This window comes from Draconibacterium mangrovi (assembly GCF_010586825.1).
Taxonomy (GTDB): Bacteria; Bacteroidota; Bacteroidia; order Bacteroidales; family Prolixibacteraceae; genus Draconibacterium; species Draconibacterium mangrovi.
This window is the reverse complement of the sequence record NZ_JAAAGB010000003.1, coordinates 171,021-184,047: the sequence shown is the minus strand read 5'-3', so window position 1 is coordinate 184,047 and position 13,027 is coordinate 171,021. Positions and strand designations below refer to the sequence as shown.

General features: G+C 40.9%; 10 protein-coding genes. 7 read left to right on the top strand and 3 right to left on the bottom strand.

What is annotated here, in order from left to right; genetic code table 11:
- The first annotated feature begins 135 nt into the window (after positions 1-135).
- Both G4420_RS10185 and G4420_RS10180 read left to right on the top strand, forming a co-directional pair.
- Positions 136-2,406, top strand: coding sequence for a TonB-dependent receptor domain-containing protein (locus tag G4420_RS10185; protein ID WP_163323544.1), 2,271 nt, complete (start codon positions 136-138; stop codon positions 2,404-2,406).
- Between the two features lie 147 nt (positions 2,407-2,553).
- Positions 2,554-3,867 carry a M20 metallopeptidase family protein gene (locus G4420_RS10180; RefSeq protein ID WP_163323543.1) on the top strand — a complete coding sequence of 438 codons (1,314 nt, stop codon included), beginning with the start codon at positions 2,554-2,556 and terminating at the stop codon, positions 3,865-3,867.
- Between the two features lie 52 nt (positions 3,868-3,919).
- On the opposite strand, the gene G4420_RS10175 is transcribed toward G4420_RS10180, so the two are convergent.
- The 3 genes from G4420_RS10175 to G4420_RS10165 form a co-directional block, all read right to left on the bottom strand.
- Positions 3,920-4,693, bottom strand: a complete 774-nt coding sequence (locus tag G4420_RS10175; RefSeq protein WP_163323542.1) for a hypothetical protein — start codon at positions 4,691-4,693, stop codon at positions 3,920-3,922.
- Positions 4,694-4,881: 188 nt separating this feature from the next.
- Positions 4,882-8,115 (bottom strand): S41 family peptidase, encoded by a 3,234-nt coding sequence (locus tag G4420_RS10170; protein ID WP_163323541.1) that lies wholly within the window; start codon positions 8,113-8,115, stop codon positions 4,882-4,884.
- A 219-nt stretch (positions 8,116-8,334) separates the two neighbouring features.
- Positions 8,335-8,481, bottom strand: a complete 147-nt coding sequence (locus tag G4420_RS10165; RefSeq protein WP_163323540.1) for a hypothetical protein — start codon at positions 8,479-8,481, stop codon at positions 8,335-8,337.
- A gap of 232 nt (positions 8,482-8,713) precedes the next feature.
- On the opposite strand from G4420_RS10165, the gene G4420_RS10160 reads away from it, so the two are divergent.
- The 5 genes from G4420_RS10160 to G4420_RS10140 all read left to right on the top strand — a co-directional run bounded on the left by G4420_RS10160 (position 8,714) and on the right by G4420_RS10140 (position 12,949).
- The gene (locus G4420_RS10160; RefSeq protein ID WP_163323539.1) at positions 8,714-9,511 is read left to right on the top strand and encodes a sulfite exporter TauE/SafE family protein; all 798 of its coding nucleotides are present in this window, start codon (positions 8,714-8,716) and stop codon (positions 9,509-9,511) included.
- Between the two features lies 1 nt (position 9,512).
- On the top strand, positions 9,513-10,241 hold the full coding sequence (locus G4420_RS10155; protein WP_163323538.1) for a phosphatidate cytidylyltransferase: 729 nt from the start codon (positions 9,513-9,515) through the stop codon (positions 10,239-10,241).
- A gap of 132 nt (positions 10,242-10,373) precedes the next feature.
- The gene (locus tag G4420_RS10150) at positions 10,374-11,048 is read left to right on the top strand and encodes a diacylglycerol/polyprenol kinase family protein (RefSeq protein ID WP_163323537.1); all 675 of its coding nucleotides are present in this window, start codon (positions 10,374-10,376) and stop codon (positions 11,046-11,048) included.
- Positions 11,049-11,182: 134 nt separating this feature from the next.
- Positions 11,183-12,292 carry an SDR family oxidoreductase gene (locus G4420_RS10145; RefSeq protein WP_163323536.1) on the top strand — a complete coding sequence of 370 codons (1,110 nt, stop codon included), beginning with the start codon at positions 11,183-11,185 and terminating at the stop codon, positions 12,290-12,292.
- Positions 12,293-12,352: 60 nt separating this feature from the next.
- A complete protein-coding gene (locus tag G4420_RS10140; protein WP_163323535.1) occupies positions 12,353-12,949 on the top strand; it encodes a CDP-alcohol phosphatidyltransferase family protein in 597 nt (198 codons plus the stop codon).
- Positions 12,950-13,027: the final 78 nt, after the last annotated feature.

Sequence of the window (13,027 nt, the reverse complement as noted above, 5' to 3'; positions counted from 1 at the left end):
ATTATTAAAAACATTAAGCCATTGATTCGTCTACTCCCAATGAATTTGTTTTTATATATCGGCATTATACCAATTTGAAAATAATGGAAGAAGAGCCAAATCATTTTCAGAATTGGTATAACAAATCATTTTGGAATGAGAAAGATCTTTTATAATTCCGGAATCAGAATGTTGTATTTGCTGGTATTTATGTTGCTGGTACATATTTCTTATTCGCAGGAAAAAACAATACAAATTATTGATTCTAAAACGAAAACCGGAATTCCTGATGTTCACTATCAATACAACGAAATGAGGGGATTCTCGGATAAGGAGGGCAATATCGTTTTGCAAATAACAGCAGAGGCAGAGTTGTTTCTGTCGCATTTGCAATATGGGAAAGTTGCATTTAGTTCGGAAGAAGTTGAAACGTTATCATACGACAGAGTTATCGCCTTGGTGCAATCATCTACCTATTTGCCCGCGGTGGTGGTTTTAGTGCATCCAACGGCCGGCGATAAACGAAAAATGGAATTCACCGTGCAAAACAAACTGGCACACGATGCCGGTAATTTGCTGGAATCGGTGGCATCAATATCTACTATTCGTAAAAGTGGTGCATATGGATTTGATCCGGTGCTTCGTGGTTTTAAATACGACCAGATTAACCTGGTTTTGGATGGAAGCCAAACGGCATCGGCAGCTTGTCCAAACCGAATGGATCCGGCTGCGAGCCAAATTCCTATAAATATGATTGCCGAAGCAGAAATATTAAAAGGCCCGCACAGTTTGCGTTATGGAAATGCCTTTGGCGGAACCATAAACTTTAAAAGCACTTCGCCCGATTTTAAGGAAAAAGCAACACCTGTTGGTCGTGTGGGAACAAGTTACGAGAGCAACGGAAACATTTTTAGAACCGAAGGAGTGGCCGGAGTTTCCGGCTCAAAAGTAGATTTCCGTATGTTTGGTGCTTATTCCACCGGCGATGATTATACCGATGGCGATGGAGTGGATATTGCGGCGCGTTTTAACCGGCTGAACTGGGGAGGAAAACTTGGGGTAAAACTCAGCCAAACCCAAAATATTGGTGTGCTGGTTTCAAACAATATTGCCAAAGATGTTGATTTTCCGGCCTTACCAATGGATTTACGCGAAGACAATACCTGGCTGGTTAACGCCAGTCATTCGGCAGTTTTTTATGATAAAGCACTTAGCTCCTGGAATACCAGTGTGTATGGTACGGTGGTCGATCACCTGATGGATAACTACGATAAAATTAACGATCCACGAATGGTGGATGCAATAACAAAGGCCGAAACCAGAAATTACGGCGGACGAACAGAATTGCGTTTCGATTTTAATAAAAGCTACCTGTATGCCGGTACCGATTATCGTTTTGAGTCGGCCGATGGATATCGCGAGCGCACAATGCTAATGGGGCCAATGGCCGGCAAAGTGCTGAGAGATAACGTGTGGCAGGATGCCGAAATAAATCGCACCGGATTATTTGGTGAATGGCACATTGCGCAGCCGGGATTTCAGTTTGTTGTTTCGGGACGTCTCGATATAAATTCGTCAAAAGCCAATAATCCCGATCCGCGTTTTGTGGAAATATATTCCGATCTGGAATCGTCGCAGGTGCATCCGTCAATTAGTGCAGGCGGAACACGTTTGTTCAATGAAAATATCTCGCTGGGATTGTGGGTAGGAATGGCCACGCGCAGCCCGGGTATTGCCGAGCGTTATATAAATCAGTTTCCGATTGGGCTCGATCCGTATGAAATGCTGGGAAACCCTGATCTTGATCCGGAGATTAACAACCAGCTTGACCTAGTTTTTCGCTATCAAACCGAAAAAACGAATATTAATATAAACGTATTTACCTCTGTTTTGCGCGATTATATTTCGTCTGAAATTCGCGAAGATCTGCAGCCTGCGTTGAGTACTTCGCCGGGTGTTCGTCAGTTTATAAATATCAAAAAAGCATTGATGACCGGTTTTGAAGCCAACTGGATTCAGCAATATAGTTCGTTCCTGAGCCACGATTTGGGATTGGTTTATACGCACGGCCAAAATCAGGAGCTGGATGAACCGTTGCCCGAAATTCCACCGATGGAGTTTCATTATCACTTGATGGGGAATTTTGCAGATGGTAAACTAAAGCCGGAACTGATGTTCAGGCATGCCATGAAACAGGATCGGATTGCAACATCGTACGGCGAAACAGAAACACCGGCTTTTAATGTAGTTGATGCAAAAGTTTCGTGGTTGATGAATAAGTTTTTTACAGCCACCGGTGGTGTGCAGAATCTTTTTGATGAAGCGTATTACGAACATCTGGCGCGATCGGTTCGTGGAGCAAATGCCCGACCCATTTATTCGCCCGGAAGGAGCTTTTATGTAACGCTCACTATTAGTTTCTTATAGCATATAAATGTGTTTTTGTTGAAAAGTGGTTGTCTTTTTCAGGCAATCACTTTTTTTAAAAATCTGATTGCAGAAATTTGGAGACGCCGCAATTGCCAAAAACTTTAGTTACTTTTCCTGTGTTTTAATTCAAAAATTACCGTACACATGAACCGATTCATTCTCATTCTTCTCGTTTTAGCTTTCTCAACAAGTGCATATGCACAAATGAATAATCAGATTAAAGAGGAAGCAAAAAAACAAACCGTTTATGCGCTGGAACTTTGCAAATACTTGCATGAAAATCCGGAGCTATCTTTTCAGGAGTTTGAAACTTCGGCACGAATGGCAAAGGAATTAAAAGCGCTGGGTTTTGAAGTAACTGAAAAGTTTGCAGGAAACAGTGTGGTGGGTATTTATAAAAATGGCAACGGCCCAACGGTTTTTTTGCGTACCGATATGGATGCCTTGCCCGTGGAAGAAAACACAGGTCTGCCTTTTGCCAGCAAGAAGATGGGGGACCTTGTCGGAAATCAGGTTGCGGTAATGCACGCTTGCGGGCATGATATACATATGTCGACCTGGACCGGAACATTGCGGACTTTAGTTGCCTTAAAAGAGCAGTGGAAAGGTACATTAATGGTAATTGCGCAACAGGCAGAAGAATACAGTGGCGGGGCAGGACAGGCGATTGATGCCGGACTGTTTACGAAGTTCCCAACACCGGATTATGCACTGGCTTACCATATTAACCCTGAGTTGGAAATCGGGCAGATTGGCCTGCGTGGCGGACCCGTATTTGCAGGAGTAAAAACCGTTGAAATCACCGTTTATGGAAAAGGCGGGCACGGCGCTTATCCGCAAAAATGTATCGATCCGATTGTGATTTCATCGCGAATAGTAAACGATCTGCAAACCATTGTAAGCCGCGAATTAAGTCCAACAGAACCTGCTGTTGTAACTGTTGGATCAATTCATGGAGGAACACGCCCAAATATTATTCCCGACGAGGTGAAAATGCAACTCACGCTGCGTTATTTTTCCGACGAAACAATTGAAAAAGTGATTGCTGCAATAAAACGAATTAGCGAAAATGCAGCCAGGGCAGCAGGTGTTCCGGAAGATAAGCTGCCATTTGTGGATGTTTTTGCGGTTGAAACTCCACCGGTTTTAAACGATAATGAATTGAGTGCAAAAGTGAGCGGGTTTGCTGCAGACATTATTGGCCGGCAAAATATTATTGAAACACAACCCGAAATGGTAGGCGAGGATTTTGGTAAATATGGCCGCACCGAAGAAGATATTCCGATTTGTTTGATATGGTTGGGAAGCACAAGTCCTGAAGAAATGCAGCGTTTAAAAGCAGCAGGAAAAGCACCTTTTCCGTTGCATTCGCCACAGCTAAATCCAGACTATGAAAACACCATCGAAACCGGGATTGCAGTTATGGCCGGAAACGTTATTGGGCTGATGAATAAATAAAAAGCCCTTCCAAAGAAAGAAGAGCTTTTCTGAAAGAATTAATTATTTAAAATTATTCCTCGGGGAAATAACTAACATCGTAGTCAATTAATCCCGTGCGGGTTTCTATTTTTTCAATAACCTGTTTAACATCTTTCCATAGTTCTTCGCCTTCCTGCCCAAAAATTTCCCAGTGTTTCTCAATGTCGCTAAAGTGTTCGGCGGCATTACTTCCGGTTTCATCAATAAAGTAAACCACATTCATTTCAGGGGCAAAAGCAGGATACAGTGTCAGGAAATCATCTTTAAAACCATTTGTTTCTCTCATTTCTTTATAGCGCTTCACTAGTTCTTCAAATTCCTTTTCTTTACCAAATTTGATGTAGAACTTCTCATAAAAGCGAAATTTTTTACCATTGGCAGGTATATTTCGTTCTGCAGAGCGAATTGACAATTCCGGCTGATATTCGAGAATAAATGCGCCAATTGAGTTAAATGCGTCATCAAATAGCATTTGTAATTCCTTCGATTTTTCAGTGTGTTCCTTCCATAATCTCTCCGACATCGCCTCGATTTTATCGATATCGGCATAGTTTGTAAATGGAACTGAGTACCATAAATAGCCTTCGTTGGTGTACTGTGTAATACTGGCAAAAGGATAGTTTTGCTCTTTCAGAAAGGCATTTTGACTCGCGATTGCATGTATCAGTTTCTCTTGCTGAATAGGGTTTACCTGAGCTTCCCAAACCATATATTTGGTTTTTGATGGATTTTCCTGGGCGCTCAACGAGAAGTTAGTTAGTGTAAAAATTAAGAGGACTAATAGTCCGGTGTAAATTGTTTTCATGCTGTGGATGTTAATTAGTACGTGGTTAAATACATGATTCAAGGTAGTGATTCCTGTTATAAAACACAAATTAGTCTTAATATTAAAGTTTGTTAAAGTTTTTGATCTACAGAGAAATAGGAAGTGAGCGCAAAAAAAAAGTTCCGCCTCAAGCAGAAGCGGAACTTTTGTAAATAGTGCAACTATTTCTATTTTTTTATGGCAGGAGTGGGGAATGGCGGAGGTGTTACTTCTTTTACTCCTTGTTCATCAATTCTTTTTAATACTTCCTTTATTGCACGTTCTAACTGAGGATCATTACCAGCCTCAAGTGATTTTGTGTCTTGCTGCACCTCAATATCAGGCGCTACTCCTTTATTTTCTGCAATCCACTCGTTGTTTATCGGGTCGAAAACGGCGTTGTCGGGAGCGGTAAGAGCGCCACCATCAACCAGGCTGTAATGTACCGATGATTTTACAAGACCTCCCCAGGTTGTTGATCCAATTAGCAGGCCTGCATTTTGCTGACGGAAAACCCACGGAAAGAAATCGCCGCCGGAACCGCCTTTTTCGTTTATCAACAATACTTTTGGACCAAGAATTCCGGCCGGCAAACGAAATGGTTTACCGTTTGGCACTTCGTTGGTTAGTGCTGCGCGTAGTTTTCGTGTCATCAGGTCGACCATATAATCGTCTAATAAACCGCCACCGTTAAAACGCTCGTCAATTACAGCACCCAATTTATCTTGTTGTGCAAAAAAGTAACGGTTAAACGAAATAAATCCTGGCGTACTGGTGTTTGGTACCCAAATGTAAGCCAGTTTTCCATCGGATAATTCATCAACTTTTCGTCGGTTATCTTCTACCCACGCTCGTTGGCGTAATGCATTTTCGTTGCGAATTGGTTTTACTGTTATGGTCCAGGCACTTTCAAAATCGGGCTTGTCATTAATATGCAAAACGGTTTGCACACCCACACTCCCATCTAAAAACTTAAAAGGATTATCGCTTGCAGTCAATTCTTTACCATTTACGCCAACAATAAAATTACCTTCAGCAACTTTTAACCCTGGTTCTTCCAGGGGGCTGGATAATTCGGGGTTCCAGCTTTCGGTACTATAAATTCTGTCGATTTTCCATGCTCCTTTTTCAGGTACTAAATCAGCACCCAGCAATCCTACCGAATTACTTTCTGTTTCAGGATAGTCGCCGCCCATTACAAAACTATGTCCAACCGAAAGTTCCCCGTTCATTTGATCTAGAATATAGGTGAGATCGGCACGGTGTTTAACAAATGAAATAAGTGGTGCATAACGTTCGTGCACAACATTCCAGTCTCTTCCGTGAAGATTCGGATCGTAGAAGTAATCCCGTTCGTAACGCCAGGCTTCTTCAAAAATCTGGCCCCATTCTTTCGAACGGTCGAGTTTGGTTTTTAAGCTGACTTTTAATGATTTTCCATCTTTGCCCGAAGCGCCGCTGGTTGGCATTATTTTCCATGACGAGCCAAATTGTGCCAACATTTTTTTGCCATCGTTTGATACCGTTATATTTCGGGCACCACTCTCAAATTCTTTAGCTTCGCGATCTTCAAGCGTAAATTTCTGAATGGTGTAGCCCGGCTGATTTGGAACCGATTCTGCAATAAAAACATTTCCTTCGGTACCGGTTACCACCTGGCGGTAACTTCTGTTGGGCATAGGCAACGGAATGGTTCGTTCGGCAATTGTTTCAAAATCAATGCTAATCGATTCTTCTTTTTCTTCCGTTTTTTCCTCCTCCTTTTTATCTTCTTTCTTTTCCGTTTCTTTTACTTCTTCTTCATCGCTTTTTAATTTGAATGGCGAATCTTCGTCTTTCTGAAGATTTACGGCATATACACTGTATTTTGCATTTGCTGTCATCGAGCTGGTGTTCGCCCAGCCAGAACCTAGTGCCAAATCAGTACTTGCCAGAAAGTAGAAATGCTTTTTGTCTTTGTCCCAGGCAGGAGAAAAGGCGTCGGCAAACGTGTTGGTTACTTTGTGTATTGTTTTGTCGGTAAGCGACCAAATGGTAATCTGCCTGAAATTATTGGATGCAGCTTTGGCATAAGCCAGCCATTTTGAATCGGGCGACCAGGTGAGGCCCATATCTCCACGTTCCATATTGTTGCCACCAACATCAATGGTTTCAATTGTTTCATCTTCAACGTTTACAACTCGTATTCGAACATCATCGTCGGTAAAAGCAATGTATTTACCATCGGCCGACCATGTGGGTTCCCAACCCAGTTTTGATTCGCCAATTGATATACTTTTTGGTTCTTCCAGCCCGTTTTGATTGGCTATAAGCAAAGCGTAACCTTCGCCATTTTTATCTGAAAACCAGGCCAGCTGATCACCTTTTGGCGACCAAATTGGGGCACGGTCTGCCACATCCGACGTTTGTGTGATATTACGTGTATCGCCGTTTTCTTCGGGTACGGTAAATATTTCGCCACGTGCTTCAAAAATGGCACGTTTCCCGGTTGGAGATAACGATGCTGAACGTGCAGAAGAACTTACATCTTCCCATTTTGTTTCGGCCCACGGAAAATCACCAACCACATTTATGGTGAGTTTTTTAATCTCTTTTGTCTTCAGGTTAAAGAGGTGTAAATAACCTTCGCGTTCAAAAACAAGCTGGTCGTTTTTGCCGGCCAGCCATTTTACATCGGCTCCTTCAAAAGAAGTTAATTGTTCTAACTCCTTTGTTTCTGGCGAGTACGACCAAATATTAGCCACAAAATCGCGGTCGGAAAGAAAGTAGATTTTATCGCCCAGCCAAAGCGGTTGAATATCGGTGGTTTTTTCGTTGGGAATAAATTCTTCCGAAAAATCTTTCAGATTCAGTATTACAAGTGGTTTATTTTGTCCTCCACGATAGTCGCGCCACTCTAAATCCCATCGCGATACGCGGTCGATTACAATTTTTTTTGCGTGAGGAGAAAAAGATCCATCGTTTCCGAATTGTTTGGTAAGCAAACTTGCCGGACCGCCATCTTTTGAAATAGTCCACAAACGCCCGAATGAACTTGGAGCCGTTTCGCGTAGAGAGGTAAACAGAATATTTTTCCCATCAGGAGACCACCCGCAAACGGTTGCTCCACTGGGGTGCCAGGTTATTCGTTTTGGGGTTCCACCTTCAACAGGCACGGTATATACCGACGTAACACCGGAGCGGTTAGAATTAAATGCTATGGTTTTTCCGTCAGGAGAAAAACAGGGTTCGCTCTCCACGGCACCGGTACTTGTGAGCCGCGAGGTGCCATTGCTTGTTAAATTGTAGATCCAAATGTCGGCCCCGTATGTAAAAGCAACCTGGTTGTCGCTAATAGCTGGTTGTCGCAGTAATCTGGTTTCCTGCGAAAACGACACAAAGCCCAAAGCAAGAAACATCATTAAAAGTGCTAATTTTTGCATAAATAATAATTTATTGTTTGAATGTATTGACGCTAAAATCTCTTTAAGGATACATAATTAAAACAAAGTTTGTTCACAACACCTCATAGGTAAACAAAGTGCCGGTCAAATTACAAACTCAATCAATATCAAATATCGCGGGTACTCTGTGCATCGTTGATTTTTGCGATGTGTTTTTCAATATTAGGTAATTCTGGAGTAGGTATTTTGCTTCTTATTTTATAGGAATTTTGCTTGCTGAAATAGAATTATGAGCGAATTTGATTCGTATTGATCAATACGCCGAATACTTGCCCCGGTGCTGATACCGTCGGCAAAAACAACCTGTATTTTCGAGCCATCGGCAACAACGTGTGCTGCAGTCATAATATATATCTGTTTTTCTCCCGTTATTTTTCGGTCAGAAATTCAATTTCTGAACTCTTTTTAGCTTAAAGTGTTAACAGATGTTAAAATATAAAGCGTGATTTTAGATTGTGTTTCGTATCACTTAACGATAAATTTTTATGCTTTACCTTTGAATTTTGAATTAGACTGGTTTTAAATACTGCGGTTGAGTCATATAATTTTTAATTTTAACTGACCGTAAAAATAAATTATGATTTTTAATTCTTCATTTGAAAATATCTATTTGGTTTTACCCTTAATTGGCTTTGTAATAGGACTTTTTGGTACTATGCTTGGAGGAGGCGGAGGCTTTTTCTTTTTGCCGGTGCTTACCTTAATTATTGGAGTGCCGGTGCATACAGCTGTTGCAACATCGCTCGCAGCAACCTTACCCATTGGTTTGGTGGGCTCGTGGGGGCACTACCGAAAAGGGAATATCGATACCAATACCGGCACCTTGTTTGGCATTGCCGGAATTGTTGGAGCTTTACTGGGAGCACGTATAACAAATTTGATTTCGGAGCCGCAATTGAAGCTACTGTTTGGAGTTTATTCCATTTTGATAGCAATAAATATGCTGGTTACCGGTATCCGAAAATACAGAGAGGCCGGAGACGAAGAAAATAATACAAAGCTTAAAGCTGTTCGTATTGGGAAAGGCTCATTTTTTGGTTTAACAGCCGGATTGATAGCGGGAACATTTGGAACCAGCGGAACAGCGCCGATTATTGCCGGATTGTTTTCGATGCGATTACCTGTTAAATTAGTGGTTGGCACATCGTTACTGGTGGTTTTGGTTAATACCGTTTTTGCGGTTGGTGCCCACTTTTTAATAGGCAGTATCGACTTAACACTTATTGCTTTTCTTACATCGGGTTCGGTAATTGGTGCTTTTTTGGGGCCACGTCTGTTCTCGAAAGCGAAGATCGGAAAATCAGAAAAGAAAGTGAAGTACGTTTATGCAGCAGTAGTTGCAGCAATCGGTATTTTAATGATAGTAAACAGATAACATGATTTTAACGATATACATATTCATTCTGTCGTATTTCCTGTTGGGTGCAGTTGGATTCTTTTTCATTAACCGGAAAAAGGAAAAAGCAGTGGCCCGAAAAAGCTGGACAAAATTCATTAGCTATTTTATAATTATCCACATTCTGTTTTTTAGCATCACAATAAATCCGGTATTCTTCCAGGTTTTGGTTGGAATAATATGGCTGGCAGGTGCTTTCGAACTTTTTCTGCTGTTTAAACGTGCAGGATTCGAACATTCAGGTTTTGTATTCATCTCGCTGATCATCTATTCCGTTTTGGGGGCAGGATTGTGGTTGTTTGGGGCTATGGATAATAAACTGGTGCTTTTTGCATTTCTGATCTTATCGATATTTGATGCGTTTAGCCAGATTTCGGGACAGTTATGGGGAAAAACAAAAATTGCACCTGAAATCAGTCCCAATAAAACCATTGGAGGAACGGTTGGTGGTGCTTTGTTTGCATTTGCAAGCGGCTTTTTTCTACACGGATTATACAACAATAAATGGTATGTGGTTGCCGGGCTTACTCTCGGAATAATTGTGTTTGCCTTTTTAGGCGACATTGCTGCTTCGTTGTACAAAAGAAAATTCAGAGTAAAAGATTACAGCAATTTGATACCGGGGCACGGAGGATTTCTCGACCGGTTTGATAGTTTAATTGCCGGAGGTGCCTGGGTAACATTTTTTTTTCTAATGATTGGTTCTTAACTTGAGCATTTCAGGAGAGGATAATAACAGTTCGATCAATAAATGGAGTTGAGAAACTAATTTGGCGATAACTTTGTTTATTGAAAACGGAGCGGGAATTAAAGAGGAGATACCAGAGACTAAAATATTTTTATGGGAAACACTATTACGCTGTCAGTAGTATATTTTATTGCAATAATATTATTACTGGCTTTTAACGAACTTAACTACAGACGACTAAAAGTAAAAGGCGAGTTTACACGCAAGTTCGCGCATTTTACTGCTACTATTGCCGTGGTACCATTTCCATACATCTTTACAAGCCATTGGTATGTGTTTGTACTGGCTTTAATATTTTTTGCAGCTTTGTTTATAACACAGTACAGCAAGCAACTGAATTCCATTCACGATATCGACCGGAAATCGATAGGAAGTTACTTGTTGCCGGCATCAATTTACCTTACATTTTTACTATCGGATTTGCTCGACAGTAAATTCATTTTCATCCTGCCAATGCTGATTTTAGGAATCAGCGACCCCATGGCAGCGATTGTAGGAATCAGCTTTAAAACAAACAATCATAAAATAAAGATATTTGGCATCGATACCGGAAAGTCAATTTTCGGATCGGGTGCATTTTTACTTACCAGCTTTGTTATCAGCTTGCTGGCCCTTTATTTTAATAGAGGTGTTTTCGATTTGAAAACTTTTTATATCGGGCTGGCAGTAGCGGTAGTCAGCACCTTGGCAGAATTACTGAGTTGGCGTGGGTCCGACAATTTAACCATCCCTCTTGGGGCAGCAGTTACACTTTTACTTTTAATGTAAATATGTAAAATGTAGAGCCGATGCTGGTATTTCTGCCAAAAAAGGAGTAATTTGTATATAGTAAAACAGAAACTGGAGAAAACTGAAATAGCTAAGTGGGGACTTTTTAAGGTCACTGAATCAAATATTACGTCATGAAGAAAATTGTTATAAACGGAGCAAACGGTTATGTTGCTTCAAATTTTATAAACGAGTTATTGTTAGAGAACTACAAGGTAGTTGCGCTCGTACGCAGTAATAAAAAGTTTACTGCCGAAGAGCGGGTAAAAGCTGCATTAAAGGAGATGAAAGGTGGGGAGGATGTTGATTTTACAAATCTTGAAGTTCACGATTATTCGTTATTTGAAGCGGATTTTGCACTGCAGGAAAGTGAGCTGAAAACCATTTTCGGGGGAAATGTAGATTACTTTCATTTTGCGGCAAGTTTAAAATTTGATATAAAATCGAAAGAAGAGATATTTGGAACAAATCTACAGGGAGTAACCAATTCGGTTAATACTTTTCAGAAATATTCGGCAAAAGAATCGCGTTTCTATTTTGTGAGTACGGCCTACTCTTGCGGCCGTATTTACGAGCCGTTTAAAGAAAAATTCTACGATAATGCTGAGATTGATGCATTTCGTAATTACTACGAGCAATCGAAACGTTATGCCGAAAATGTAATTAAAGATTACATCGACAATAAAGGATTAAACGCTTGTATTTTACGTCTATCTCAGGTGGTTGGAAACAATAAAACAGGCGTAACAAAAACCGATTATGGTATTTTCGATTTCTCAAAACGGGTACAGAACCTGGCAAAAAAATATCCTGAAAGTGTGATTCGCTTAAAAGTTGATCCGGATTCAACTCAAAATCTTATTCCAATTGATACTGCAGTAACTTACCTGATGAGTGCGGTAAAAGCCGAGCAGGTGCCGGTTATTCTGAATTTAATAGCCAAAAGCTCGGTGAAAAATGCCGACATTTTGGGAAGTATCAGCAGCTTAATGCCGATTAGCCTTGTTCCCGACATGACTTTGGAAAAGGAGCAAATGAATTCGCTCGAGCGGATTATGGCAATCGGAATGTCGTTTACGGGTGCCTACATCGATACCAATATTGCTTTCGATACTACCAATCTCGATTCGATTGTTGAAGAAGAAGTGAGTGCGGTAACGGCCGAATCGATACATCGTATGCTTAGCTATTTCCTGAACAGTGGTACCGATCAGCAGGTAACCGAAATAAAAGCTGCCGTATAAATCATTGGATTTTTACCAACTAAATTTTAGGTTTACACCAATTAAGTTTAATCGAGGATTATGAAGAAAATTTTTGTACGTGGCGAGAATATTGTAAATCTGCCAAATGCGATCAGTTTATACCGCTTGTTAGCGTTTCCTGTAATTTTTTATGCCGCTCTTGTTGGTAACGAATCGTTGTTTGTATGGTTGCTTTGTATAAGTTTGGTAAGCGATGTTGCAGATGGAAACCTGGCACGATACCTCAAACAGCAGACACATTTTGGAGCAGCGCTCGATAACCTGGCCGATATTTGTACGTATGCAATGGCCATTTTAGGTCTGTTTGTATTTAAATGGGCCGACATTGAACCGCACAGTTGGTTCTTATTCCTGTTTTTGGGATTATTTGTAGTCAGTTACATTATATCGTTTGCACGCTTCGGTAAAATACCGGGTTTACACTTGTATTCTGCTGTTTCGGCCGGATATGTACAGAGTATATTCTTTTTCGTGTTGTTTGTATTCGGGTTCTACACATGGTTTTTCTACCTCGCAGTAGGTTGGGGAGTTATAGCCTACACCGAAAAGATATTTGTGCTCTTTAAACTCGACGATATAAAGATCGGGGTAAAGGGACTCTACTGGTTAATGAAAGCTCAAAAAGAAGCTAAATAATTATAAGCCACATTCTTCGGATGTGGCTTTTTTGTTGCCCAAAGTATTTGATTTTAACAGGTGTAAAGTCGTACCTTT

Excerpts from the sequence above, each read along its gene's own strand:
- G4420_RS10185 (WP_163323544.1), top strand. The coding sequence starts at position 136 with ATGAGAAAGATCTTTTATAATTCCGGAATCAGAATGTTGTATTTGCTG.
- G4420_RS10180 (WP_163323543.1), top strand. The coding sequence starts at position 2,554 with ATGAACCGATTCATTCTCATTCTTCTCGTTTTAGCTTTCTCAACAAGT.
- G4420_RS10175 (WP_163323542.1), bottom strand. The coding sequence starts at position 4,693 with ATGAAAACAATTTACACCGGACTATTAGTCCTCTTAATTTTTACACTA.
- G4420_RS10170 (WP_163323541.1), bottom strand. The coding sequence starts at position 8,115 with ATGCAAAAATTAGCACTTTTAATGATGTTTCTTGCTTTGGGCTTTGTG.
- G4420_RS10165 (WP_163323540.1), bottom strand. The coding sequence starts at position 8,481 with ATGACTGCAGCACACGTTGTTGCCGATGGCTCGAAAATACAGGTTGTT.
- G4420_RS10160 (WP_163323539.1), top strand. The coding sequence starts at position 8,714 with ATGATTTTTAATTCTTCATTTGAAAATATCTATTTGGTTTTACCCTTA.
- G4420_RS10155 (WP_163323538.1), top strand. The coding sequence starts at position 9,513 with ATGATTTTAACGATATACATATTCATTCTGTCGTATTTCCTGTTGGGT.
- G4420_RS10150 (WP_163323537.1), top strand. The coding sequence starts at position 10,374 with ATGGGAAACACTATTACGCTGTCAGTAGTATATTTTATTGCAATAATA.
- G4420_RS10145 (WP_163323536.1), top strand. The coding sequence starts at position 11,183 with ATGAAGAAAATTGTTATAAACGGAGCAAACGGTTATGTTGCTTCAAAT.
- G4420_RS10140 (WP_163323535.1), top strand. The coding sequence starts at position 12,353 with ATGAAGAAAATTTTTGTACGTGGCGAGAATATTGTAAATCTGCCAAAT.